The organism is Stenotrophomonas sp. LM091 (assembly GCF_001806305.1).
Classification (GTDB): domain Bacteria; phylum Pseudomonadota; class Gammaproteobacteria; order Xanthomonadales; family Xanthomonadaceae; genus Stenotrophomonas; species Stenotrophomonas bentonitica_A.
Genome location: NZ_CP017483.1, coordinates 3,674,420 through 3,700,457 on the forward strand (window position 1 = coordinate 3,674,420; position 26,038 = coordinate 3,700,457).

At 63.9% G+C, this 26,038-nt stretch carries 22 protein-coding genes and 1 tRNA gene; 19 read left to right on the top strand and 4 right to left on the bottom strand.

Annotation, left to right across the window (positions count from 1 at the left end; translation table 11 throughout):
- Positions 1-3 precede the first annotated feature (3 nt).
- The 6 genes from BIZ42_RS16340 to BIZ42_RS19605 all read left to right on the top strand — a co-directional run bounded on the left by BIZ42_RS16340 (position 4) and on the right by BIZ42_RS19605 (position 9,705).
- Positions 4-2,502, top strand: a complete 2,499-nt coding sequence (locus BIZ42_RS16340) for a phage tail length tape measure family protein (RefSeq protein WP_070427062.1) — start codon at positions 4-6, stop codon at positions 2,500-2,502.
- Positions 2,502-2,960: a hypothetical protein gene (locus BIZ42_RS19380; protein ID WP_083279883.1), complete on the top strand. Its 459-nt coding sequence runs from the start codon at positions 2,502-2,504 to the stop codon at positions 2,958-2,960. Before BIZ42_RS16340 ends, BIZ42_RS19380 begins: the two co-directional genes overlap by 1 nt.
- Positions 2,957-3,439 carry a DUF1833 family protein gene (locus tag BIZ42_RS16345; protein WP_070427577.1) on the top strand — a complete coding sequence of 161 codons (483 nt, stop codon included), beginning with the start codon at positions 2,957-2,959 and terminating at the stop codon, positions 3,437-3,439. Before BIZ42_RS19380 ends, BIZ42_RS16345 begins: the two co-directional genes overlap by 4 nt.
- Positions 3,436-3,813 carry a hypothetical protein gene (locus BIZ42_RS16350; RefSeq protein ID WP_070427063.1) on the top strand — a complete coding sequence of 126 codons (378 nt, stop codon included), beginning with the start codon at positions 3,436-3,438 and terminating at the stop codon, positions 3,811-3,813. The genes BIZ42_RS16345 and BIZ42_RS16350 overlap by 4 nt, the downstream gene beginning before the upstream one ends.
- On the top strand, positions 3,810-6,737 hold the full coding sequence (locus BIZ42_RS16355) for a host specificity factor TipJ family phage tail protein (protein WP_156785764.1): 2,928 nt from the start codon (positions 3,810-3,812) through the stop codon (positions 6,735-6,737). The genes BIZ42_RS16350 and BIZ42_RS16355 overlap by 4 nt, the downstream gene beginning before the upstream one ends.
- A gap of 160 nt (positions 6,738-6,897) precedes the next feature.
- Positions 6,898-9,705, top strand: a complete 2,808-nt coding sequence (locus tag BIZ42_RS19605) for a hypothetical protein (protein ID WP_156785765.1) — start codon at positions 6,898-6,900, stop codon at positions 9,703-9,705.
- Here BIZ42_RS19605 and BIZ42_RS16365 read toward each other — a convergent pair.
- Both BIZ42_RS16365 and BIZ42_RS16370 read right to left on the bottom strand, forming a co-directional pair.
- Positions 9,689-10,825 (bottom strand): acyltransferase, encoded by a 1,137-nt coding sequence (locus tag BIZ42_RS16365; protein ID WP_070427065.1) that lies wholly within the window; start codon positions 10,823-10,825, stop codon positions 9,689-9,691. The genes BIZ42_RS19605 and BIZ42_RS16365 overlap by 17 nt on opposite strands.
- A gap of 66 nt (positions 10,826-10,891) precedes the next feature.
- Positions 10,892-11,557 (bottom strand): SOS response-associated peptidase, encoded by a 666-nt coding sequence (locus BIZ42_RS16370; protein ID WP_070427066.1) that lies wholly within the window; start codon positions 11,555-11,557, stop codon positions 10,892-10,894.
- Positions 11,558-11,664: 107 nt separating this feature from the next.
- On the opposite strand from BIZ42_RS16370, the gene BIZ42_RS16375 reads away from it, so the two are divergent.
- From BIZ42_RS16375 to BIZ42_RS16410, 7 genes are all read left to right on the top strand, one after another.
- Positions 11,665-12,015 (top strand): hypothetical protein, encoded by a 351-nt coding sequence (locus tag BIZ42_RS16375; RefSeq protein ID WP_070427067.1) that lies wholly within the window; start codon positions 11,665-11,667, stop codon positions 12,013-12,015.
- 231 nt (positions 12,016-12,246) lie between these two features.
- Entirely contained in the window at positions 12,247-12,549 is a 303-nt protein-coding gene (locus BIZ42_RS16380) for a hypothetical protein (RefSeq protein WP_070427068.1), read from the top strand.
- A 618-nt stretch (positions 12,550-13,167) separates the two neighbouring features.
- A complete protein-coding gene (locus BIZ42_RS16390; RefSeq protein ID WP_156785766.1) occupies positions 13,168-13,872 on the top strand; it encodes a hypothetical protein in 705 nt (234 codons plus the stop codon).
- 394 nt (positions 13,873-14,266) lie between these two features.
- A complete protein-coding gene (locus BIZ42_RS16395; protein WP_070427071.1) occupies positions 14,267-15,766 on the top strand; it encodes an ATPase domain-containing protein in 1,500 nt (499 codons plus the stop codon).
- Complete coding sequence (locus tag BIZ42_RS16400) at positions 15,756-17,810, top strand: PAS domain-containing sensor histidine kinase (RefSeq protein WP_070427072.1); 2,055 nt, start codon at positions 15,756-15,758, stop codon at positions 17,808-17,810. Before BIZ42_RS16395 ends, BIZ42_RS16400 begins: the two co-directional genes overlap by 11 nt.
- A gap of 151 nt (positions 17,811-17,961) precedes the next feature.
- Positions 17,962-18,423 carry a BLUF domain-containing protein gene (locus BIZ42_RS16405; RefSeq protein ID WP_070427073.1) on the top strand — a complete coding sequence of 154 codons (462 nt, stop codon included), beginning with the start codon at positions 17,962-17,964 and terminating at the stop codon, positions 18,421-18,423.
- A 280-nt stretch (positions 18,424-18,703) separates the two neighbouring features.
- Positions 18,704-18,952, top strand: coding sequence for a hypothetical protein (locus BIZ42_RS16410; RefSeq protein WP_019183363.1), 249 nt, complete (start codon positions 18,704-18,706; stop codon positions 18,950-18,952).
- A 54-nt stretch (positions 18,953-19,006) separates the two neighbouring features.
- Here the strand turns inward: BIZ42_RS16410 and BIZ42_RS16415 are convergent, their stop codons facing one another.
- Positions 19,007-20,092, bottom strand: a complete 1,086-nt coding sequence (locus BIZ42_RS16415) for a 4Fe-4S dicluster domain-containing protein (protein ID WP_237393522.1) — start codon at positions 20,090-20,092, stop codon at positions 19,007-19,009.
- A gap of 2 nt (positions 20,093-20,094) precedes the next feature.
- On the bottom strand, positions 20,095-20,388 hold the full coding sequence (locus tag BIZ42_RS16420) for a hypothetical protein (RefSeq protein WP_070427074.1): 294 nt from the start codon (positions 20,386-20,388) through the stop codon (positions 20,095-20,097).
- Positions 20,389-20,576: 188 nt separating this feature from the next.
- On the opposite strand from BIZ42_RS16420, the gene BIZ42_RS16425 reads away from it, so the two are divergent.
- From BIZ42_RS16425 to BIZ42_RS16450, 6 genes are all read left to right on the top strand, one after another.
- Positions 20,577-21,014 (top strand): group III truncated hemoglobin, encoded by a 438-nt coding sequence (locus tag BIZ42_RS16425; protein WP_037553174.1) that lies wholly within the window; start codon positions 20,577-20,579, stop codon positions 21,012-21,014.
- A gap of 44 nt (positions 21,015-21,058) precedes the next feature.
- Complete coding sequence (hemN, locus tag BIZ42_RS16430) at positions 21,059-22,468, top strand: oxygen-independent coproporphyrinogen III oxidase (protein WP_070427075.1); 1,410 nt, start codon at positions 21,059-21,061, stop codon at positions 22,466-22,468.
- A 66-nt stretch (positions 22,469-22,534) separates the two neighbouring features.
- Positions 22,535-22,621 (top strand) — tRNA-Leu (locus BIZ42_RS16435).
- Between the two features lie 184 nt (positions 22,622-22,805).
- Entirely contained in the window at positions 22,806-23,861 is a 1,056-nt protein-coding gene (locus BIZ42_RS16440; protein ID WP_237393523.1) for a TraB/GumN family protein, read from the top strand.
- A gap of 109 nt (positions 23,862-23,970) precedes the next feature.
- Positions 23,971-24,426, top strand: coding sequence for a BLUF domain-containing protein (locus BIZ42_RS16445; RefSeq protein WP_070427077.1), 456 nt, complete (start codon positions 23,971-23,973; stop codon positions 24,424-24,426).
- A 303-nt stretch (positions 24,427-24,729) separates the two neighbouring features.
- A complete protein-coding gene (locus tag BIZ42_RS16450; RefSeq protein ID WP_070427078.1) occupies positions 24,730-26,016 on the top strand; it encodes a nucleotide sugar dehydrogenase in 1,287 nt (428 codons plus the stop codon).
- The last annotated feature ends 22 nt before the right edge of the window (positions 26,017-26,038 follow it).

Below are 26,038 nucleotides of genomic sequence, written 5' to 3' on the forward strand. Positions count from 1 at the left end.
CACATGTCACGACGTTCTCTCGGCACGCTGACCATCGACGTCATTGCCGAGATCGGCGGCTTTGCGTCCGGCCTGGACAAGTCCGAACGCCAGACGCAGAAATGGCGCAAGAACATCGAGAAAGAAGCGAAGATGGCGGGCGTTGCACTCGGTGCCGCCATCGCCGGCGCGGTGGTGCTGATCGCCCGAAACTCAGTGGCTGCGGAACGGGAGATCGCCCAGCTCGACGCGATCATTCGTTCCACCGGCGGTGCCGCGGGATACACACGGCAGCAGCTGTTGGATATGGCCGACACCTTGTCCGCCAAGTCCACCTTCAGCGGTGGCGAGATCGTGGAAGCCCAGACCCGTCTGCTTTCGTACTCGGGCATCTTGGGGACCAACATCCCCCGCGCCATGCAGGCCATCATCGATCAGTCGGCACGCCTGGGCATCAGCGTTAGCCAGTCGGCCGAGACGATCGGTCGCGCGCTGGAATCGCCGAGCAAGGCCGCGGCAGCGCTCGCGCAGCAGGGCTTCGGCGCGGCTTTCACCAAGGAAGTGCGCGGCACCATCGACGAGCTGGTGAAAGCCGGCAAAGAGGGTGAAGCCCAGATAATGATTCTGGAGATACTGGAGGAATCGTACGGCGGCGCGGCCCAGGCTGCTCGGGATACCTTCGGTGGCGCGTTGTCCGCGCTGATGAACACCATCAACGACCTGACCACTGGCGGCGATGGAAGCCTCGCTGGTGCTACGGAGGCTGTGAACACGCTGATTGCCACGTTGAATGATCCCCAGGTGCGCGAGGGCTTCAACAACGTCATCTCTGGTGCCATTGAGGCAATCGGGGTGCTGGCAAAGTTCACGGCCTCATTCGCCGGCGCCACGGGATTCGTCGCAGAGGAGCTGTCTGCGCGGCTCAACGGGCCCGATGCGTTCGATACGGTCCGCGTAGAGGACCGCATCAAGCGGCTGAATGACACGGTGGACGCGGTCAAGAAGGCTCGCAGCACGCTGGGGCTATCGATGCTGAATGCCAAAGAGCTGATCCCGTCCGACCTACTGAGCACGCCCGATACGGTGATCAAGCGGCTGCAGGGTGAGATCGCACAGGAACAGGCGAACCTCGCATTGGCCCAGGACATGGCCGCCCAGGCAGCACGGGCACAGAAGGCGACGGATCCGGTGCCGGCGACCGGCGTTACTGGCGATGGCGCAGGTCGGGCCGCTGCCGCTGCTGCCGCGGCCGATGCCGAGAATGCGAAGAAGCGGGCAGCCGCGCAGAAGCAACTGATGCGTGCCTACGAAGCATCAGGTCTCCAGTACCAGCGCCAGATAGCGCTGTTCGACACCAGCGCGGACAGGTCCGAGAAAGCCACGGAGCTGCAGCAGCTTAATTTCGAGCTCGCTACTGGTTCTCTACGGGGTCTCAATGCCCAGCAACAGGAGACCCTGAGGGGCTGGGCGATGGAGATCGACCGGCTCAACGGTGTGAAAGACGCCAATGAGAAGGCCGCCAAGGCGACGGAAGAATTCGCCAAGCTGCGCAAGGAGCTGAACCGAGAGGACAGCCTGGGCGTCGACCTGGCGCGCGAGCGGCTAAAGGTGATCCAAGCGGCGGCCGCAGCCGGCGCAGCGAATGATTCGGATTACGCGGCTACGGCTCGACGCGCGCTGGACCAGGTGGGTGGAACGGGTGCAGACGGCTTCGCTGGGCCTGATGCGCTGTATGGCGGCGCGGCCGGAGAGTTCACCAAGATCGACAAGGCGATGGAGCAGGAGAACGCGAGGTATGAGGCACAGCTGGAAGCGCTGAATGAGTACCGCCAGTCGCGCGCGGATCTCGAAAGCGAATGGGATGCTCAGGAAGAGCAGATGAGGGCCGAGCACCAGAAACGTCTGCAATCCTTGGAAGACTCCCGCTGGCAGGTCACGCTGACCGCTGCACAGCAGGGCCTCGGCAGCGTCACAGACATCATGCGCAACAGCTTCGGCGAGCAGTCTGCGCTGTACAAGGTCGCCTTCGTGGCGCAGAAGGCGGCCGCGATCGCGCAGGCAACCTTGGCGATCCAGGCAGGCATGGCCGAGGCGGCGAAGAATCCGTGGCCAGCCAATCTGGCCGCGATCGCATCCGTCGCTGCGGCGACGGCCGGGATCATCTCCAGCATCTCCGCGGTCGGCATGGCGCACGACGGCATCGACAGCGTTCCCGAGACGGGCACCTGGTTGCTGCAGAAGGGCGAGCGTGTCACTACCGCGGCCACTAGCGCGAAGCTGGATGCCACCTTGGAGCGGGTGGCTCGCGATAGCAGTACTGGTGGCGGTGGCGGGGATACCAACGAGATCAACATCAGCGTCAACGGATCACTCAGTGAGCGAGAGCGCCTGATGATGGAGGAGGCTGTCAAAAGAGCAGTAACTATGGCGCGGAAGGACCGCGTTGCTGATACCACCTCGGGCACGGGCCCGCAGTCCCGAGCGATGCGCTCGAACTGGAACGTCAGAAGGAAGGTCGGGTAATGGCATTGATTATTCAGCCGCAGTGGCTGCCCGAACCGCTGCGCGAGGGGTACGGACTTCGGCATGTATCGCCCTTACAGCGATCAAAATTTGTGAGTGGAAGGTCTATGTCTCGCCGGCGCTATACGAGCACGCCGACAGAAATAGAGGTGCGCTGGCTCCTCGACGCCCCTAGGGCCGCATTGTTTGAGAAATGGTTTCAAAAGGTCTTAAGCGACGGCGTGGGTTGGTTCGCATGCCGATTGCGCACGCCGCTTGGAATGGACTACTACAAGAGCCGCTTCTTAGATATCTATGACGGCCCTGTGCTGACCTCTGGGAATGAATGGTTAATCACTGCAAGCCTTGAAATGTACCAACGAGCACTCTTGGAAGATGGGTGGCTTGAATCTCCCGATGGGTATTTGCAGGCCTCCCTCATTGATAGGGCGGCCAATCGTGAATGGCCCAAGGCATGAGCATTCTTGAAAGGCTGTACGCATCCGGTGGTTCTGAAGTCGAGCACGAAACTCTTGCGATCACCGTGGGCAGCAAGACCCACTACCTCACCAAGGGCTGGGAGGACATCACCGCGGTTCTGGAGACAGGGCAGACGGTGACCTTCAAGGCTTGCGGCATGGATGTGGCCAAGCCCACGCGAAACGCTGACGGGGTCCAAGACCTCCAGTTCGCGCTTACCAACGTGGACGGGGTGGTGAGCACCGAGATACGGGCGGCGCTGGCAGCCCGGCTCGAAATGACCGTCACCCTACGGATCTACCTGAGCAACGACCTGCTGGCGCCGGCCAAGAAGCCGTTGTCGATGGTGATCAAGGGCGGGCAGTGGACCGCAACCGAGGTCCAGGTGACTGCCGGCTTCATGAACATCCTCGACACGGCCTGGCCGCGCGACCGCTTCAACCTCACCAAGCACCCGGGGCTGCGCTACATCACATGAAAATCGATCTGGAAAAGTACCTGGACGTGGTCTGGGTCAGCGGCGGCCGCCAGTTCCCGGAGCTGGATTGCTATGGGGTCGTCAACGAGGTGCGTCGTGACCTTGGCCTCGCGCCATGGGACGAGTACCCGGGCGCGACGCGCGCTGACCTGGCTGACCTGGCGAACGAGGCTGCGCGGCAGCACGCCGGCAGCGACCTCGTGGAAGGCGCCGTCGCGTTCTGCTACCAGGGCAGCGTGGTGACCCACGTGGCGGTGCTGGTGGAGGTCGAGGGCCGCATGTGCGCGCTGGAGTGCAACGACGGCCGCAACGTCACCGTGCTGCCGGTCGCCCGCTTCGAGTGCCGTTTCAACCGGGTGGAGTACTACGCGTGATCCAGATTTTCCCATCACGCATGCCGGGCGAGCCGCTGGAGACCCATCGCCACGGCAGGACTACGATCGATGGGTGGCTGCGCTCCAACGTGCCGAGCTACGCAAGCGAGGGGCCGCACCCGATCGAGGTCGAGGTGTGCGGCGCTGCAGTGCCGGCGGACGCGTGGGCTTCCACCTGGATCGAAGCCGATACCGACGCGAGGATCTACCCGATCCCCTACTACGAAGGCGCCGCCGCGGTCGTCTACTGGGTCGTGGTGGCCGTCATGGCTGCCTATGCGATCTACATGGTCGCCACCATGCCCTCGGGCAGCCGGTACGGGCAGGGCGACACGCTCAGCCTGGATACCGCCCGGGCGAACTCCGCGCGCCTTGGCAGCCCCGTACGTGAGGTTCTGGGGCGATGCCGGGTCTGGGCGGACTATCTGGTGCAGCCGGTTTCGCGCTTCGTCGGCGGCAAGACCTACCGCACGCAGATGTTCGTGTGCGTGGGCAAAGGGAGACATGTGATCCCGTTCGGCTCCGCGCGGCTGGGCAACACCCCGATCAGTTCCTTCGGCAGCGACGTGGAGATGGCCATCTACCCGCCGGGCGCCGACGTGGGCGGCGACGTGCGCTCGGAGAACTGGGTCAACTCCACCGAGGTCGGCGCCACCGCCTCGGGCACTGCCGGCTTGGACCTGAGCGACACGGCGGACGTGGCCACCAGCCTCAATGCCGATTCGGTGACCGTGTCGGGCAACGTGCTGACGCTGAACAACGCGACGGTCACCGATGCGAACGGCAAGGAGCGGCCGGCCACGTCGGTGCCGGCGTCCTGGACCGTCGGCGCTGTGCTGACGCTGAAGGTGGCGGCGACCTTTACCGCGACCACCAGCGGCCTCTATTCCGTCATCGCCGGTAGCGCGGTAGCCGAGCTGGCGCCGTATGTCGGTATGCCGGTGCTGCTGACCTACAACGGCGCCGACTATGGTCTGTTCGTGGCGAGCTATGCGCCTGGCACGCCGGCCGTGCCCGGTGTCGGCGGCAGCCCAGCGCGGCTCACTGGCTCGGCGCCGGCCACCGGTTTCGACTTCAGCGGCACGCCGGTCACCTTCGGCATAGGCTGGCGCGGAACCAGCTACAGCGTGGCGCTGGTGGCCAACTACATCACCTTGGGCGTGCTGCTCACCGCGATCAACGATCAGCTGGTGGACAGCGGCCTGGTGGCGACGCAGTCGGGCGCGGTGGTCACCATCGCCGAGGCGGCCAGCCCGTATGCCGGCGGAAGCATCTCCTTCAGCGGACTGCCGGCGGCGGTGTTCGGCCCCAGCCCGGCGGCCACGGCGGGTGTGGCCACCACCGGTGGCACCCCGGCGACGCTGCCACGCGTCACCCTGGCGTACGACGGCCCGGGCGGCACTGCCTTCGGTGGCCTGCCGCCGGGCAGCGTCTCGCTGGCGATGTCGCGCGGCCAGAGCGAGTACCGCATCACTGCTGTTTCCGGCCTCACCCTGGTGGTCCAGCGACTGACCGAGGGCGGCGTCGTCGATACCAGCTGGCCGGGCTGGACCTCGCGGACCGCGACCGACTATCGGGCGACGGGTCTGCAGGAGAGCGAAGAATGGCTTGGCCCGTTCCTGGTATGCCCCAACGGAGAGACCACCGACGCCTTCGAGTACGACTTCAACTTCCCGGGCGGCCTGATCTGGTACACGGACAAGGGCAACAAGCGCACCTTCACCGTGACCGTGCGGGTGGCGTGGCGTGTCTACGGGTCGGGCGACCCTTGGTCAGTGCGTACCCACAGCTACACCGCCACCTCCGAGGATTCGCTGGGCTTCACCGAGCGCATCACGCTGGGCACGCCTGGACAGATCGAAGTGCGCGTGCGACGGGTGACCGAGCGCGGCGGCAACTCGGCGCGCGATGCCTGCTTCTGGCAAGGCCTGCGCGCGCGACTGCCGCAGCGGCCCACGCGCTACGACGACCTGACGACCATCGGCCTGACGGTGACCACCGGCACCAAGCTGGCGGCGCAGACAGACCGCCGGTTCAACGTCGAGGCGACCCGGCTGTATGACGACGGCACCGCCCGCAGCATCAGCGGGGCGATGACCCACGTGATGCGCTCGCTGGGTCTGCCGGCCGACCAGATCGACACCGATACGCTGACCCACCTGGAGAACACCTACTGGACGCCGCGCGGGGAGTTCTTCGACTTCAGCGCGGAGAAGTCGGGCACCAGCGCCCTCGACCTGCTGCAGATGGCTGCCCAGGCGGGCATGGGGTACTTCCTGCTGATCGACTCCATGTGCTCGGCCGGCCGCGAGGGAATCAAGGCCTGGCGCGGTGGCATCTCACCGCAACGGCAGCTGGAGCCGTTGACCACGGCGTTCACCTCACCGGGGCCGGATGACTTCGACGGCGTGGACGTGACCTACATCGACGAGGTGACGTGGGCGGCCGAGACGGTGGAATGCCGGCTTCCGGGCGGCGACACCCCGTGGAAGGTGGAGACCTTCGAGCTGCAGGGCGTGGGCACGCGCGATCGCGCCTACCGGATCGGCATGCGGCGTCTCATGAAGCACCAGGGCCAGCGGCTTACCTACACGACCAAGACCGAGATGATGGGCCTGGTCTACCAGTACGGCGACCGCGTGAAGCTGTTCGACGATATCCCAGGATCCAGCACCACCAGCGCCATGATCGAATCGGCGCGCCTGGACGGCACCCGGGTGCTGATCGAGGTGGGCGAGTATCTGGACTGGACCTTGGCGGCACCGCGGTGCCTGATTCGGTTCCAGGACGGGACGCTCTCCAGCGTGATCGTGCCCACCCGGGTCGACGACCACCGCCTCACCATCGCCGCCTCGGCGCTGCCGGGCGAGCACGCCTTCAACACCTGGATCATGGACGACCCGACCATCGATCCCCCGAGCTGATCTTCTGCGACAGCACGCGCGCTGGATATGACGCCGTGCTGGCCGAACTCACGCCAGGCGAAGACGGCTCCGTCGAGCTGGCCGCCCTGCAGTACGACCCCGCCTTCTACCAATACGACGACGCGAACGCGCCGTAAGAGCCAAACCGGAGCACCAAAAGATGACGACTTTCCACACCGGCAATCCGGTTCCTTCAAACTCGATCAAAGATCTCTTCGACAACGCGGAGAATCTAGATTTCGCGGTGAACGACCAGTTGCGCGAAGAGTGGCTAGATCGGCTCGGCCGTCGCCGCGTTACGCTTCTGGGGGTTGAGAGGGCCTTTCAGCGAGTCGTGGATCGCACGGAAGGCACTGCCGCGACGGCAGTTGCGGGAATCAGGGCTGAGGCGGCGCAGGTCGTCGGTGCTGCGCGCGTAGAAGCATCCGGGTTGCTCGCAGAAATATCGGCTGAGCTGGAGTCTGCACGGCTTCAGTCAGAGGCCATCCTCGCCGCAATGGGGTATCTCGTTCCCGTCGCGTACGTGGAAGGGCTACTAGTAGATTCAGCACGGATGACGGTGGAGCATGAGGGAGCAGTCTATGCGCCGCTGCCATCGTCATTGCCGTTCACAGCGGAGCAGGATTTCGATACAAGCAAATGGCGGTTGATACAAGGCGTTGCTGCTTCCGATGTCACCTCGATCGTCACGGACAGTGGCCTGGTCCTGAACATCATGCCCTCGGCAAGTGGTGATGCAGTGACGGATACCCGTCGACTTCAAGCCGCGCTGGGTCGAGGCGGGATTGTCTACTACGGAAATCCGGGAACATATTTGTGGAATGAGGTCAGCGTGGTGAACAGCCACACTGGCCTCATTGCGTTGCCTGGTGTCACGTTCAAACAAGATCCGTCTAGCCGAAGTCCGTTTCTAATCAATCGCGGTTACTCGGCAGCCAGGAAGACGGTTGCATCAATGGTCGTTGCGCCGAGCTACGTCGATCCTGACAAAAGTCACAGTGGCATCAACTCCTATGTATCTGTGAGTTGCACGGCCCATGGCTATCGTCGTGGCGACTTTGTCGCCCTGACGGGTGCACAGGAATTCGGATATGACGGCGTGATGAGGGTAAGTTCCGTTGTCAATGCCAACACGTTCGTGGTGGAGACCAATGTTCCTGTTGTTGATTCGGTCGCTACGCCTAGTCTGTGGGCGGGGTCGCTGAGCGTGTCTGCTGCCGACACGAACATCCTGATCGACGTCCAAGGTGAGCTTGACTACAACTATCAGAACTTAACCAGCCCGATCCCGCCTGGACCTCTTCGTCTATACACGATGGGCGTAGTGATATATGGAGCAGTCAATTCAAGCGTGTCGATCAGGCGATGCCGGAATGTCGCAAAATATGGCGTGCTCGCGGCTAATGTGCGCAACTTGGACGTGCCAAGAATAAACTTTGACACGCACAGTGATGGTCTCCATTTGCAGCCCCCATATGCGGGCGTCCGTATTGGCACGCTTTCCGGCACAACCGGAGACGATCTTCTTTCATTGACCGGTGGGGACTTTTCGTCTTATGAGATATCGCGGGGCCATGGCTACGATTTGAAGATCGATCATTTGATGCCTCAGAACGCTCTCACCGCGTTGAAGATCACAGGGAATGCGCCGTACAAGTTCTGGGATGTGGAGATCGGGACCATCTCCGGATCCACAATCTTGCAAGTTCTTTCGTTAATTCGAGACCAGAACCTGACACATACGGATATCGGTCGTCTTCGCGTTGGCTCGATTCGGGTCAAGGCTCAGACTACTGAGGAATTTCGGATGACGATGGACTCGATCGAGGACTTCTCGATCGGTGATCTTTGCCTGATGGGCGCGCCTCCAGGCCGCAGTGTCATGCCTATGGGGCGTGCGACAAGCTACGCGAGTCGTATTGGCAAGCTGGTGATCGAGAGGCTGTCTTTCGCCGAGGCAGGCGAAGGGCGAACGGTGATCAACGTTGGCTACAATACCGAGATTGGATCTGTTTCCGTGGGTCTGCACGGAATTTCATATGTTGGGACCTCACCACTGACGGTCCTCAACATCGAAGGCGGTCAGCCGGACGGGTCGCCATCGGGCTCGGTCGACACCGCCACAATCCGGGGAAAGGTGCAGGCGGCAACAGCCAATGGGCGGCTTGTAAGGCAAGCCGGCAGGCTGGGGACACTTTTCGTATCCGAACTTGACTACCGGAGAGGGGAGAACGTCCTTCACCAGGTCGAGGGATGTTCGGGGTTGCCTGGGACGAATGAGACGAGGATGTTCGTGGATTGCCTGCATCTATGGGAGACCCAGCTGCTTGCACGAGCGACGGGCAAGCTCCGGGTCTGCTTTGGTTCGAACTATCTGCAGACGCCACAGCCACCATTGAACGCAGCCGTGTCGGGCGCAGAACTGGTTGTGGAAGGATGTGCAAAAGGGTCGTTCTCTCGTGCAACCACAAAATCAGCCGGCGCGGCAGTCTACGTAGATGACCCGCGCATCCGGGTTGACGTTGTGAATCACGTCACTCCTCGAAAGGGCGACTCAGCTAGAAATATCAACTCCGGGTTCGAGTACGGCGAATGCCAGGTTCGTTACAACGGAACCAGATGGGTGAGGGATGAAGCGAACGATGGCGTACAGGTCCCAAGCAACGCCGGCGCCACTTCTTACAATCCAGACTGGAGCCAGGGCAGGACGTTCAGAATTCCGAGCCTGACGCAAGGCGTCACGTTCTATGGACCCAATGAAGCGTCACGCCTCATCCCTGGCGATCGCGTAGTGTTCGTCATAACTCAGGACGGTGTTGGCGGTCGCACGTTGCAGTGGACCGCCGACTATTACAAGTTCGCGGTTCCGTTCTCCTTGGCGGGAAACCTACCAGGCCGAACCACAACGATAGAATTCGTCTACGACGGCCAGTACCTCATATCAGGCGGCACTAACGTCTGGGTGTAGTTCGCGGAAGCGACGTGGTCGCCGATGCGGCGGCCTCACTCGATTGTTCGCGCGTCGTGGCCGATGGACGCCGCATGATAAACGCCCTTACTGGATCCACGAAGGCGAACTTTGTCACGTACGCGGCCGCCACCACGATAACGAAGGTCATCAGAACGGCAACGTTCATTGCGTATCCGCTGAGGTGCAGCATCCGCTTTGCGGCCAGAGTTAGCAGGGCAATGAAGGCAAGGTGATGCAGTAGGTAGATTTCCATAGTTAAGCTACCTAGGGGGGCAAGCTTGATTGCAAATCGCGTGACCTCACTCCGAAGATCAGAGGCGCATGCGAACAGAACTACGCTATAGATCGAAAGCAGGATCAGAAGATCAGGAGCGCGCAGGTAGATCAAACTGGCGGTCAGGCCTAGCGAAAGGTAAAGAAGTATGTGGCTGAAGCGAATGGTGCGGATCCTATCGCGGTAAAGCCAGAGACTCAGCCCGAAGAGGAACGAAGGAAAGGCCCGAAGGGCGCCATTTGGCGCCATCCACTCATGCCAAGGGCGAGATGTGAAATCGCTTGCCCATGTGAGCAACAGGAATGATGCGACCGAGCCAATCGGGATGAGCCATTGCTTTCGCTTTGCAATGAGGACGAACGCCGGGAAAAGCAGGTACATGACCGCCTCTGCGCTCAACGACCACGATGGCCCGTTGAAACTAAGATGACCACATAGTCCCCAGGCCTGACCGAGCACAAGGTTGGCTGGGATGCACCTTGGATCGTAGTTCTCTGGATGATCTGTCTGTCCAGCACCTATGACTCCGACTGCAAATGCCACCAGGAACGTGGCGAAATGGAGTGGATAGATGTAGGCGAACCGGCCTCGCCAGAACTGTCTGACCTGCTGACCCGTTGATGCTCGGTCTAGATAGCTAAAGCCGATGACGAAGCCCGAGACCGCGAAGAATAGGTCCACCAGCAGTCGCAGTGGATCCAAAATTGCGCTGTCGAATGAGGGCCCTAGCTCAAAGTAATGGGCGGCATGGAAGACCATTACGCCAGACGCGGCGAGGAATCGCAGCGCATCAAGGTTCAGTAGGGCGGCTGACTTCGTCGTCAGTTTCGGGAAAATTGACATCCAGTGTCTAAGTGATGGCTCGCAACGGCGGCCATGATGCCACATGGAGGTCAGCGAGTTAACGAACTAGGCCGTTCCCTCAATGAGGCTCGGTCTATTGTTTCGTGGACTGTTCACTGCGCGCGTGACCCGATAGGCCTCCATCGCCGGTGGCTCGCTGGCCAGCAGCATCGCCATCGCGTCGTCGGGCTCGGCGGCCAGCCACTCATCGGCTTGGCCGGCCGTCAGCCAGACCGGCATACGGTCGTGGATATCGGCCGACACGCCGCTGCTGTCACCGGTGATCACGGTGAAGGTGCCCAGGTTGTCCGGGTCGAGCAGGGGGCTGGTGTCTTCCCACAGGCCGGCCGCCAGCAGCGGCCAGGCCGCGTGGATAAACCACGGATCCTTCTTGCCGTCCTCAGCGTTGACCGACCACTCGTAGTACCCGGCCATAGGGATCAGGCATCTTCGCTTCTTGAACGCCGACCTGAAGGCCGGCTTGGTGGCCACCGTCTCGATGCGGGCGTTGATCGTGGAGCCCTGCAGCTTCTTGGCCTTGGCCCAGAAGGGGAGCAGGCCCCAGGAAAGCCGGGTGACCTGCAGGCCGGTGCCGCGATCGAGGATCACTGAGGCGCGCTGCGTCGGCGCCAGGTTGTAGCTCTCCGGGATCGACAGCAGGTCGCCGACCAGCTGGGGGAAGCCCAGGGTGTCAGCGTTTCGGATTGGGGTCTGGACGAATCGGCCGCACATGGCCGAACGATACTCCCGGCTGGTGCGCACGACCTTCGCGCGGCCTTGACCTGCCACAGACTGATGGCTGGGTCTGGTATGTTCTCGCCGGACAGAGGATCAATCGAATGGCTGAGCGAGTCATCAAGTACCCGAACGACGGGGAAGTCAAGGTTAAATGGAGCGGCTTCCAGATGGGCATGGTTGTAGTGCCTACTGCGGCGATCTGGTCGATGTTCTTCCTCTGGCCAAGTGCCGCCGAGCCGCACCTTTTGAAGACGGTGCTCTCCATTTCTGGGCTGAACGTGGACATCGTCGGTGTAGTGGTTGCCTCGCTCAAGGCTCCATATTTCGGCGCCTTCTCGGATGGCGGCGAACTTGAGTTCAAGCGGGAGGCCGCTGACAGGAAAGCATTTCAGACTGGTATGGTGTTGGTAGGCATAGGATTCTTCCTCCAAGCGATTTCAGTTCTGCTCTGAGATCACACGCCGGATCCACTGACCATGGGTTGAGATGGATCCCTGTGTCCGAGACAGAAAACCCTGATACCCCCGATCCGGTCTCTTCGCGCAATCTGTCTCTGCCGGATCCGGGAGCCGCAGGCAGCTCAGCCCGGGTGCTGGGGCGCCTGAGTAGCGTCCCGCCGGCACCTTTGCACGGCCCTGACGCGCCGTCGCGGAATCTGAGACCCCGGTCCGTATCCTGCGCGCATGCTTCCTCCCGACTTCCGATGGCGCTCGGTCGCCAGCCGCGCCGATCAGCTTCCCGATGCCATCTACTGCGGCATGACGGAGGTGTTGCGCCTGTCGCAGCGCGTGGACGATAGGGTCTGGTGGGTCGAGGTGGACCGTCATCTTGACGACCAGCACCGCGGCCGCAGGATCTGCACCAGCTACGAGCAGGGTGTGATCGGGTCTGAGTTGTGGGCGGTCAGGCATCAGCAGCGGCTTCGCTTGGAGATCGATCAGCGCGAAGTGGCCCGCGCTGCGCAGCGCAAGAACCGGACCTGGTAGGCAGTCAGCCTGCGTTGCCTCCGTATCGGCGCGTGCGACCGCCGGCGGCGACAGTGGCTGCATGGATCAGAAGAGCATCGGCAAGGCGCGCTGGGCACGCGCGAGGGCGGCTTCGCTATGGCAGCAGGCCGACGACCTGGACAGGAACCACAGTGGCGACTGGCGGGCGAGGGCGACACGCCGGCGCGGCGCTGACCGCCTCCGGGCCGAGGCCGCGCGGTTCGACGGAATCGCAGCGCGGTTGGCAACAGAAGGTGTGGAGCACGCTGCATGACGACGTCGGCGATCTATGAAGCCGACCTCCACAACCAAGCTGGGCGTAATATGAACGCGGGCCTGAACCGTTCATTATTCTTTTTTACACACAACATGTTGTGCCAGAGGAGCCAAAGGTGATGATGCGACACAACATGTTGGGGAAATTCTGTGGATAACTCGAAGTTACCCCTAAGTAGGTAGGCCTAACTTGACCTACCGGAGCCCTAAGAATTCTTCCTATAATTTGTGAACGTCCACAGGGGGACGCCAAGGAAGAGCATGACGACAAACGTTCTGGATAGACGTTTTCGTAAGGTGACGAGCGACTCAAGGTGGTCCGTCTCCTTCGAAGATCAAGGAGTGAAGTACATCTGGTTTGCGGATGATACGGGATTCGACAAAATCGCCGAACGGCCGCACGCGGTGATGATTTGTGCCGGTGATGCAAAGTTGATCGAAGAGTGGAAGACGTGGTTTAGCTCTCCTGTTCCTTCCAACGAGCTCCCGCCAACTGACCGTAGTGAACTGGATGGCAGCTTCCACGAGATCTACATCACGATCATCCAGAAGCCGTCGTTCACCGTGCTTTTCTACAGCGGCGACTATGATCATCACGGCGACGTACCTACATTTGAAGGTGCAGACGCTAGTTTCACCGGAAGTGGTGGAGGCTTTGCAAAGGCTTGCTACGCAGCAAACGGTTGCAGCCTGAAGTGCGTTGAGAGCGCAGGTCAACACGATCCTGCGACGGGCGGTGAAGTGAAGTTCGTTGATTTCGAGAGCGGATCATCGAACCTCAATACGGTGTCGACAACTATTCAGTCGATCCGCGACAAGCTGAGTACAGAGGGAACGGTTATGAATATGACAACGAAAGCCACTGAGCAGATTTCGAACCTTCATAGGACGGAACTGGCCAAGGCACTCGCTGCCGACAAGGTCAGTATTGCAGCGCCGACTGGCCGGCCACCGCGTACTTGGACTGTCCAGGAAAAGCTTAAGGTTTCCGAAGTCATGCGGCAAATCGTGGAGTCCGAGCAAGCGTCGGCGCCGCGAGCTGTTTGACGCAGCAGTAGTAGCAAAAAGCCCCGTCCGATGACGGGGTTTTTTTTGCCTTGACGAAGCGCGCACTTTGCGCGCGTTCTAGCACTGAGATGTTGATAAGCATTTCCGCAATCGCAACCTGCCCATTGTGCGACAAGGCCTTCAGATACCAGAACCTGTCGGGATTGCGGAACGACTATCCAGCTTGAACCCTTGGTGGCTATGTGTATGCGTCAGGACTGCAAATCCGCGTACGCCGGTTCAATTCCGACCCAGGCCTCCAAATAGAAAGTAGCCCAGAGCCCGCGCATGCGGGCTTTGTGCGTTGTGGGCCTCCATTCAGTTTCGCAGGCGAGAGCCGACAGGGCCTACACAACCCGCTTCGTATGCTGCGCCCGTCCATATTGGCAGCCTTATGCAGACACAAAAAGCACGCGTAGCGACGGGTATCGAAGGCCTCGACAGCATCCTGGGCGGGGGCTTCCCGCAGGGGCGGCTGTATCTGCTCGAGGGTCCGCCCGGCTCAGGCAAGACCACGCTGTCCCTGCAGTTCCTGCTGCACGGGTTGAGCAAGGGGGAGCGCTGCCTGTACATCACGCTCTCCGAGACGGCTGACGAACTCCGGGAAGTCGCCAATGCCCACGGCTGGTCGCTGGACGGGCTGGACCTGTTCGAGCTGGCCTCGGCCGAGGAAGCACTGGGCGATGGCCGCATGCAGTCGGTCCTGCACTCCTGGGAGGTCGAGCTGGATGAGACGGTCAAGCTGATCCTGGGCGAGGTGGAGCGCATCAAGCCGCACCGGGTGGTGTTTGACTCGCTCTCCGAGCTGCGATTGCTCTCGCAGGATCCGCTGCGCTATCGCCGGCAGATTCTGTCGCTCAAGCAGTTCTTCGCGCCGAAGAGCGCAACCGTTGTGCTGGTCGATGACATGACCGCCTCCGGCGAGGAGCGTGATGGCCAGCTGCACAGCCTGTGTCATGGCGTCGTATCGCTGGAACGACTGACGCTGGATTTCGGTCCGGCCCGGCGGCGAATGCATGTGCAGAAACTGCGCGGGGTGAACTTCACTGCCGGCTACCACGACATGACCATCCGCGAGGGCGGTCTGGAGGTGTTCCCGCGACTGATCGCCTCGGACCATCACGCCAAATTCAACGGTACCCCGATCAGCAGCGGGGTGGGCGAGATCGACAGCCTGCTCGGTGGTGGACCGCTGCGGGGCACCAGCACGTTGCTGACCGGCCCGGCCGGCAGCGGCAAGACCAACGTGGCGCTGCAGTATGTGTGGGCCGCGTGCGAGCGCGGTGAGCATTGCTGCATCTTCGAATTCGATGAGCGCATCGGCACCTTGCTGGCCCGCGCGGAGTCATTGGACATCGATCTCAGCAAACATCTGGAGACGGGGCTGCTGGAGATCCAGCAGGTGGACCCGGCCGAGATCTCGCCGGGCGAGTTCGCCTGGAACATGCAGCGTGCGGTGGAAGAACGTCAGTGCCGCCTGCTGGTGATCGACAGCCTCAACGGCTACGTCACGGCGATGCCGCAGGAAAAGCAGCTGATGCTCCAGCTGCACGAGATGCTCTCCTATCTCAACCAGCGGGGCGTGGCGACCATCCTGATCAATCCGCAGCATGGCCTGGTCGGCACCATGTCCACGGGCAATCTCAACGTGTCCTACATCGCCGACTCGGTCGTACTGTTCCGCTTCTTCGAGTCGCAGGGGCGGATCCGCAAAGCGATCTCGGTGATCAAGAACCGCGGCGGTGCACACGAGAACACGATCCGCGAGCTGAACATCGACGGCAAGGGCATTTCGCTCAGTGCGCCCCTCAACGAGTTCAAGGGGATCCTGACCGGCACACCGGAATTCGTGGGCAATACGGCGCATCTGCTCGGCCACACCCGTGCAGACTGACGCCACGTCCGGCGTGGTGCACATCGTTGCACCGTTCGGGCGTGATGCGCCGAGCATCGCTGCCGTGCTCAACGCCGCCGGGTTGCGGACCACGATCCAGGAGAGCCTGGCGCGGTTGGCCGACGCGCTCGATGACGAGGTGGGCGCGGTGGTGGTCACCGAGGAGGCCGTGGCGAAAGGCACGGCTGCCCTGCTCGAGCCCCTGGCCCGGCAACCGTCCTGGTCGGATATTCCCTTCATCCTGCTGCGGTCCCCGCGCTCGCAGAAGCGGCCATTGGCCGACGCCGGCCTGCAGCTGGCGATCAACATCATCGAACTGGACCGGCCACTGGGCAGCAGCTCGCTGCTGAGTTCGGTGCGCAGTGCGCTGCGTGCGCGCGACAAGCAGTTCCTGGTGCGTGACCAGATGCGGGCGCTGGCCGATGGGCGTGCCGCGCTGGAGCGCAGCGAAGCCGAGCTGCGCCTGGTGGCCGACGCGATGCCGGTGCTGATCGCCTTCATCGACCGTGACCTGAATTACCGCTTCGCCAACAAGGCGTATGAAGCCTGGTTCGAGCGGCCGGTTTCGGACGTGATCGGCAGGCGCGTGCCCGACGTGTTCGGGCAGGAAGTGTGGACCAGTCGCCGGCCGTTGATCGAACGTGCGCTGGCCGGCGAGCACATCGTATTCGAGGCGAACTGGCCGTTCAGCGATGGCCGGCGGCGCGACAGTGAGATCCGCTACTCGCCACGCGTTGATGCGGATGGCACGCCGGACGGGTTCCATGTGTTCGTCACCGACATCACCGCCTCCAAACTGGCCCTGGAGACCAGCCAGCAGCACGCGCTGGACCTGGAGGCGATGGTGGCCGAGCGCACCGCCGAACTGGAACACCAGATGGCCGCGCGCGAAGCCAGCGAAGCCGCACTGCGCCAGTCGCAGAAGATGGATGCGATCGGCCAGCTCACCGGCGGCATCGCGCATGACTTCAACAACATGCTGACCGGCATCCTGTCCTCGCTGGACATCATGCGCATGCGCGTGGAGATGGGGCGCATGGAAGGGTTGGAACGGTTCCTGGATGCCGCCACCGCCTCCAGCCAGCGTGCGGCCGCGTTGACCCAGCGCCTGCTGGCGTTCTCGCGCCGGCAATCGCTGGATTCGAAAACCGTCGAACTCAACGCACTGGTGGGGTCGGTCCAGCACCTGCTGCGCAGCACCCTGGGGGAAACGATCCGCATCCAGATGGTGACCAGCGATACCCCGCTGCGCGCGAACCTGGACAGCAACCAGTTTGAAAGCGCGCTGCTCAACCTGGCGATCAATGCACGCGATGCCATGCCCGATGGTGGAGAGTTGCGGCTGCGCACCTCGCATGTGCATGTCGCCGAGGCGGAGGTGCCGACCATCCCGGCCGGCGAGTACGCCGTGGTGGCCGTGTCCGATACCGGCACCGGCATGCCGCCGGAGGTGGTCGAACGGATCTTCGAGCCGTTCTTCACCACCAAGCCGATCGGCAAGGGCACCGGGCTGGGCATGTCGATGATCTACGGCTTCATGCAGCAGTCCGGGGGCCACATCACCGTGGACTCCACGCCGGGGCAGGGCACGACGGTGTCGTTGTTCATGCCGGTGGTGCACGACCCGGCCGAGGATGAGGACACGCCGAACGCACAGGCGGTATCGCTTGGCGCCGGGCAGTCGATCCTGGTGGTGGAGGACGACGAGCAGGTGCGGATGCTGGTGACGGTGGTGCTTGAGGATCTCGGGTATACCGCCGAGGTGGTCGGCGACGCCGATGGCGCCATTCCCATCCTCGGCTCGTCGAAGAAGATCGACCTGCTGATCACCGATGTCGGGCTGCCCGGTCTCAATGGACGGCAACTGGCGGAAATCGCGCGGCAGACCCGGCCATCCCTGCCGGTGCTGTTCATGACCGGCTACGCGGAGAAGGCGCAGGAACGCTCGGCGTTCCTCGACAACGGCATGGCGATGATCGCCAAGCCGTTCCTGCTCGATGCGTTCAGTGAGGCAGTACGTAGTTCGATCGCCACGCGGCAGTGAGTGCGCGCGGCTGCCTGCGGCGGCCTGGGTGACGAAAGCACCGCGCGATCGAAACTTTCGTTTGCGGCGGCATCTGAATGCTTCAGCCAGCGGCTTTATTTAGATACCTGAAAGTGCCAGCATAGTGCTTTGAGAATGTCGGAGTTTACCCATGCCCTTATGCGCGATCGCGTATGTCAGCGACGTTGCGGGCCCGCTGGCTGCGGCGCATCTTGACGCCCTTGTCGAGGATGCCATCCGCTTCAACAGCCTGGCGGGGGTGACCGGCGTACTGCTGTGCGACGGCAGTCGTTTCCTGCAGTACTTCGAAGGTCCCGATGACGGGGTGTCGGCGGTGCATGAGCGGGTATTGCAGGCGCGGAGCCATCGCGCCATCCACAAGCTCGGCCACGCGCGCGTACCGCAGCGCTTTTTCCCGTACTGGAGCATGCGCTGGCTGGGCGTGGAGCCTGCCTTGATCGAGATGCTCTCGGCAGGTGACTGGGAGGCCTTCGCAGACCGTATCGCCGGCGGCGCGCCGGTGGGCAGCGGAATGGAGCGGCTGCTGCAGTTCGTCGCCCCGCACCTGCCCGGGCAGGCCGCGTCGCAGCCGGTGCGCTCGGCAGCGGAATGAGATGACCCCTGTAGGGTTTACCCGCAGGGGCTGATACCAGGGGGAGCCGGCCAGAGGCGGAGTACCCGCCGCCGCGCTGACATGCTGCTGTCAATATGCGCCCTGCATGATGCAGATACGGGCGCAGGCGCGAGATGAACCATTCATCGGGGGCGTCGCCTTTGGCCGTGTGGTAATTGACTTAATGCAAAGGAAGTGCAAATTTTAAGTGAACCCGAAGTGAATCCGCCCCTGAGGGGGTTTTGTCGTCCCTGAAGCAAGCAAGTCCCACGGAGGTCGTATGGAATACGGCGAACATGACTTGGCTGACGGAGTGCGAACCGAGCTGGAAGCCAGCTACGTGAAACATGGCTGCGGCCCGGAATTCTGGTCCACCTACCAACGCGTGCTGGAGCGACTGGTCCCACCGGCGCAGGGCACCGCGCGAACCCGTGTCACCAATGAGCTGGCGTTGATCATCGAACAGTTGGGGATCGTGCGGCGCGCCCAGTTGGTGCCCCCACGCAGTGCGCGACCGCGCGCTCGCTGAAACCGGGTCGGGGGACCGGGAATCGGGACGGGGACAACTGCCAGCGCGGCGCCACTACAGGTAATGGAGACCGATGCCCAGCAGGGCCAGCAGCGTGCTCGCCGCGGCAAGCGTGCGCGGGCGGATCCAGCGTGGCGGGCGTTGCTGCATGGCTGACGGGCTGGCACGGCGGATCAGACCGGTCGGGAACTGCCACGCACGCATGCGCGCATCGCAGGCGTCCTGGCAGTCGCCACAGCCGATGCAATCGGCATGTGGCCCGGCGCGCACGTCCAGCGCCATCGGGCAGACGGTGACGCAGTCCCCGCAATCCAGGCAATCGCCGAGCCGATCGGCGCTGAAGTGCGGCATGGGGCCGGCGATGTCCTCATGCGCGGCGCGGAACGCGTAATCGCTGGCGCTGGTGGGGTCGAGCAGTCCGCGGCCGCGGGCCTGCACGCCACCCAGCCCTGCCACGCGCGGGCCACGCGGTTCACCGCGGCGCGCGTGATAGTGCATGCGCGGCGTGTCGCTGTCGCAGAACACGCCGTGGACGCGCGCATATGGGCACAACTCGCGACAGACATGTTCACGCAGGAAGCCCGCATTGCCCCAGGTGGCGGCGGCATAGAACAGGATCCAGAACGTTTCCCAGCCGCTCCAGGCCGGCGGCCACGGCGTACCGACCAGACCGTGGATCGGGCTGAAAAAGCCCACGAAGGTGATGCCGGTCCACGCGGCCACCAGCAGCCACAGCAGGTGCTTGGCCGCGCGGGCCGGTGCGGCCGGCAGGCAGTGCGCGGCGGCCTGTTCGATCCAGCGGAACAACCGGCTCCACAAGGTCTGCGGGCAGGCATGGCCGCACCAGACCCGGCCAGCCAGGTTGGTCAGCAGCACCAGAGTGGTGGCCATTACGGCGGCCAGCCCCAGCAGGATGCCCACGTCCTGCGGCCAGAGGGTCCAGCCGAACAGATCGAAACGGCGCGCGGTCAGTTCGAACAAAACTGCCTGGCGGCCCTCCCAGCGCAGCCACGGCAGGGCATAGAAGCCGGCCAGCAGCAGCGCCGACAGCAGCGGCCGCCAGCGCAGTGGCGCGCGGCGAACGGTGGGCGGCGGTGCCGGTGGGGGATCGACAAGATGCAGGGTGAGGCGGTCTGTCATGGTCACCCCAGCGGCAGATCGTCGTCGTCGCCGGGCATCGGCCGCAGCAGGTACCAGGTGATCGTGCTGGCGGCGGCGGTGATCGCCCAGAACATGAAGAACCCCAGTGTGTAGCCCAGTTCGCGGCTGATCTCGTGTTGCGGGAAGGTGATGTCGCGCAGGCGCAGCGGGTCGACGAACGCGAAGAAGACCACGCTGGCCAGGCCGGCTGCGACGAAACTGGGCCACAGGATGGCGCCCCATTGCTGGATCAGCCGTCGGCGGCTGCCGTCGGGCGGGTCGTGCAGGTCGTTCATTGCGGCCACGGTCAGGAGGAGGGGGCAGGGCACGGCTATACTTCGCGCCGACCGGGGGCCGGGATCGCGGGTGCGCGCTTCCTGTCGAGCTCCCAGACTAGAAGGCTTCGCGACGGCCTTCATTGATTCTGATCAAGGCAGCGGCACGCGCTGCCGCCGATGCTGGGCGTTGCCGCCCGAGGATGTTCATGGCCGATCCCACCGACAACGCGCTGCCTCTCCCTGCGCCGGACCTGTGCAGCGAAGAGGAGGTCACCCGGCTGGTGCATGACTTCTATGCGCGCGTCCGCGAGGAGCCGCGGCTGGGGCCGGTCTTCGCGGCACGGATTCACGACTGGGATGCGCACCTGGCTCAGCTGGTCGATTTCTGGTCGGCGATGCTGCGCGGCACGCGCCGCTTCAAAGGCGCGCCGATGCCCAAGCACATGGCCATGGATGAGCTCGACCGCGATCTGTTCGACCGCTGGCTGGCCCTGTTCCGGCAGACCACCGCCGAATGTGGCAATCCGCCGATGCAGCGGCTGGCCGATGACGTTGCCGGGCGGATCGCCGATACGTTCTGGCGTCGCTTCCAGATGCTGCGATGGCCCAGCCTGCCGCTGGTCGGCCGCCAGGGCCTGAATTGATCTGACGCAATGCGTGCGTGCCCGCGCGCGTGCACGCTGGCGGCATGGATACTTTCTCGCCTGCCGCCGCCGGGCTTGCCTGGCACTTCGACCCCGAGCTGCTGCGCCGCCACGACCGGCCCGGGCCGCGCTACACCTCCTATCCGACCGCGCCGCACTTCCATGACGGGTATGGCGAGCTGGCCCTGCGCGAGGCCATCGCCGGCAGCAACCGGCTCGGCCGGCCGCTGTCGCTGTATGTGCACGTGCCTTACTGCAGCAGCCCATGCTTCTACTGCGGCTGCAACCGTGTCATCACCCGCGACCACAGCAAGGGCATCAGCTACGTCGCCCGCGTGCTGAGCGAGGCGGACCTGATGGCGCCGCAGTTCGATCCGGCCCGCGAAGTGATCCAGCTGCACCTCGGTGGCGGCACGCCGAACTTCCTCGCGCCAGCGCAGATGCGCGAGCTGCTCGAGGGGCTGCGCGAGCGCTTCAATTTCAGCACGGCGGCCGCACGCGATTTCTCCATCGAACTGGACCCGCGCTTCGTCACCCGCGCCGACATCGCCGGCTTTGCCGCGCTGGGCTTCAACCGCGCCAGCCTGGGCGTGCAGGATTTCGATCCGGACGTTCAGAGGGCGATCAACCGCGAGCAGGGCGTGGAGGCCACCCTGGACATCCTGCGCGCGTGCCGCGAGTACGGGCTGCGCTCGGTCAATGTCGACCTGATCTATGGCCTGCCGAAGCAGACGCTGGCCGGCTTCGCGCAGACACTGGAAACAGTATTGCGTGAGCGCCCAGATCGCCTGGCGGTTTACGGCTATGCCCACCTGCCGCACCTGTTCCGCGCGCAGCGCCAGATCGCCGATGCGGATCTGCCCGGTCCCGACCAGAAGCTCGCCCTGCTCGGCCTGGCGGTGCAACGGCTTTCCGAGGCGGGCTATCAATACATCGGCATGGACCACTTCGCATTGCCGGAGGAGGATCTGTCGCGGGCACAACGCGCGGGCCAGCTGCACCGCAACTTCATGGGCTACACCACGCATGCCGATACCGATCTGGTCGGCCTGGGCGCCAGCGCGATCAGCCACATCGGCGACACCTACAGCCAGAACCCGCGCGAGCTGCCGGCCTGGGAGGCGGCCGTCGATGCAGGGCGCCTGCCGGTCTGGCGTGGCCTGCAGCTGGACGAGGACGACGTACTGCGCGCCGAGCTGATCGGCCAGCTGATGTGCCAGGGTGAAGTGGATGGCGCCGCGCTGGCAGCACGGCATGGCGTGGACTTCGAGGCGTATTTCGCCGACGGGCTGCGCGCGCTGGCCACGCTGCAGGCCGACGGCCTGGCCGACTACGCGCAGGGCGTTGTGCGCGCCAGCGAACGCGGGCGCCCGCTGCTGCGGCTGCTGGCGATGTGCTTCGACCGTTATCTGGCGCAGCCGGACCAGCCGGTGCGGTATTCCAGGGCAATCTGAGTGCCGTCGCCCCGGCGTGCGTGCATTCCAAAACCGGGCGCGATCAGGCACCCTATGCGCGCCGTTGCCCGGGTGGCGAAACTGGTAGACGCATCGGACTTAAAATCCGCCGGGGGCGACCCCATGCCGGTTCGATTCCGGCCCCGGGCACCAAGGCTTCCCCTTGGCGTGGGTTCTGATCGCGCTGCGATCGACGCACGCCGGTGATGATTCCACGCGAGGGCAGCCAACCGGCTGCCCTTGTTCGTTGCAGCCGGCGTTCCGGTGCAACGCAAACTTTACGCAGCCGGCCGCGCGCCGCCGTACGCTGCGCAGCAACTCACTTCGGAAAGGTCACATGGCCAACGCAGGACGTGCAGGGAACGCACTGGTGTGGGGCATGGCGGTGCTGCTCGGCGGCGCGGTCCATGCCAATGCCCAGGTCCATGCGCCGGCGCCGGAACCGGTACCGGTACCGGCGCCAGCGGCGGGCGAGGTGATCGACCTTGCCCCGGTGCTGGTCTCCGGCGTGCAGCCGGGGCCGGGCATGTGGCAGGTCCGCAACAGCCAGGGGCACACACTGTGGATTCTCGGCACCGTCTCGCCGCTACCGGCCAAGCTGGACTGGCGCGCCGACGAGGTGCAGGCGGTGATCGCCAGTGCCCAGGAGGTGCTCGGCTCGCCCGGCTGGAGACTGGATGCCGATGTGGGGTTCTTCCGCCGCCTGACCCTGGCGCCTGCGGCGATGAAGGCGGCGCGCGATCCGGACGGACGCACGCTGCGCGAGGTCCTGCCGCCCGATCTCTATGCACGCTGGGCGCTGCTCAAGCAGCGTCACATCGGGCGCGACAATGGCATCGAGAAAGACCGCCCGCTGGTGGCGGCGACGCAGTTGTACGCCGCCGCCCTCAAGGATGTGGGGCTGGGCCGATCCTCGCCGGTCTCCAGGATCATCGAGAAGGCCAGCAAGACACACGGCCTCAAGCCGGTGTCGACCCAGGTCACGATCAAGATCGCCGACCCCCGGCAGGCGTTGAAGGAAGTGCGTGGGACGGCCCTGCAGGACGTGGAATGCTTCCGTCGCACGCTGGAGGTGATCGAGCACGGGCTGCCGCTGCTGGCCGAGCGGGCCAATGCCTGGGCCGTGGGTGATATCCAGGCGCTGCAGCGCCTTGCAGTGAAAGGGCAGTACGTGGCCTGCGTGGATGCGGTGGCCAACAGTGACTTCGGGCGCCGCCGCGGCCTGACCGACGTCGATGCCCAGGCTCACCGCAAATGGATCTCCATGGCCAGCGACGCGCTGGCACGCAACGCGGTGACCTTCGCGACGGTGCCGGTGACCTCGCTGGTCACGCCCGGCGGCTACATCGATCAGCTGCGCGAGCGTGGATTCGAGGTGCAGATCCCGGAATGAGGCGTGCGCCGACGCGCTTTTCCGGAACGGGATGGCAGACACAGTCGATGTCTACCCAGTGCGAATACTTCATGGCATAGTCAGCTTCAGTTCATTCCGGAAATCCTTCATGCCGCTGCATGCGGTCGCTTATGTCAGCGACGCTGTCGATGGAATCGAAACGTCTGATATCGATCAGATCCTGCGCGCGGCATCGGGATTCAATAAAGTGGCCGGCGTCACCGGCGTGCTGATGTTCGACGGGCGTCGGTTCCTGCAGTATTTCGAAGGCCCGGAGGATGGCGTGGATTCGGTATTCCAGCGGGTGTTCAACGCGCGCATCCATACCAATCTGCGCGAGCTTGCGCGCGGGTCGGTCGGTGCCCGCCACTTCCCCCGCTGGACGATGGCCTCCGCAGCAGTGGAGCCCGAAGCACTGGCGCGCATCATCGATGCGCCCTGGCACGGATTTCTGGCCGTCCTGCCCGCAGTGGGCGACGCGCCCACGGGGTTTGGCTGTCTGCTTGCGGCGTGGACCGGTGTCTCCGGCGAGTTGGAACCGGCTGCGGTGACGCTGGGTTCGTAACGCAGAACAACGCTGGCCGTAACACAATGATCACGGTTGCCCGCCTATCCTCTTCCTACCAGCTGTGACCAGTCTTGCGGGGTTTGCCCTTGGAGGCTGTCTGAAAGGGTAGTAACCGCAGCTGGACCATTATTCCTTTGGCCGTCGTCCGTACTCTCCGCGGGCGGCGGCTTTGTTCTTTGTGGGGCAGGGGCAGGCGCGTTAGGCTTGCATGACCTGTATCCCGGCTCCGTATCGCATGACGTATCCCCTGATGACGCCCCGCCTGCTGGCCGGCCCGGTTCCGCGATGCGGAGCCGAGCGATGACCCAGGCCATTTCCGCCGCGGCCGCGCCGCGCATCGGCGTCATCGGGCTCGGCTATGTCGGGCTGCCGTTGACGGTGACCTTCGGCCGGCAGCAGGCCACGGTGGGCTACGACATCGATAGCGCGCGGGTCGCCGAGCTGCAGCGTGGCCTGGACCACACGCTGGAACTGGAGGCCGACGAGCTCGCTGCCGCTGTGCATGCGCATTACAGCGCCGATCCCGCCGATCTGGCCGCCTGCAATGTGTACATCGTGACCGTGCCGACCCCGATCGATGCACATGAGCAGCCCGATCTGGGGCCGCTGCGCAGCGCCAGTACCTTGATTGCCGGCCTGCTCAAGCGCGGCGACATCGTGATCTATGAATCCACGGTCTATCCCGGTACCACCGAGGAAGTCTGCGTCCCCCTGCTCGAGGAAGGGTCGGGGCTGCGCTTCAACGAGGATTTCTATTGCGGTTACAGCCCGGAGCGGATCAACCCGGGCGACCGCGAGCGGCGGCTGCCGGACATCCGCAAGATCACCTCCGGCTCGACGCCCGAGGTCGCCGCGGTGGTCGATGCCCTGTACAAGAGCATCATCACCGCAGGCACGTGGCCGGCACCGTCGATCCGCGTGGCCGAAGCCGCCAAGGTGATCGAGAACATCCAGCGCGACGTCAACATCGCCCTGGTCAACGAGCTGGCGCTGATCTTCGATCGGCTCGGCATCGATACCCAGGATGTGCTGGACGCGGCCGGCAGCAAGTGGAACTTCCTGCCGTTCCGGCCCGGCCTGGTCGGCGGCCACTGCATCGGCGTGGATCCGTACTACCTGCTGCACAAATCCGAGAGCGTGGGCTATCACCCCGATCTGATCCACACCGCGCGCCAGGTCAACAACCGGGTCGGCGAGCACGTCGCACAACGCGTGCTGGCGCTGCTGGCATCGCGCCGCATCGATGTCGCCCAGGCCCGGGTGCTGGTGCTGGGCGTGACCTTCAAGGAGAACTGCCCGGACCTGCGCAACAGCCGCGCGCTGGAACTGGCGCAGCGCCTGCAGGCCAGTGGGGCCCGGGTGGACGTGCAGGACCCGTGGGTCGGTCCGGCGGCGCTGGCTGATGCCGGCGTGCGTTGGGTCGAAGCCCCGGATGCGGGCGGGTATGACGCGGTCGTGCTCGCCGTGGCGCACGATCGTTTCCGTGCCCTGGATGCGGCGCAGGTGCGCGCGCTGTTGGCACCGGGCGGCGTGGTGTACGACGTCAAATCCGTATGGCCCCGGGAAGTGGTGGACGGCCGCCTGTAGACTCGTTGGCAGCTATCGATTG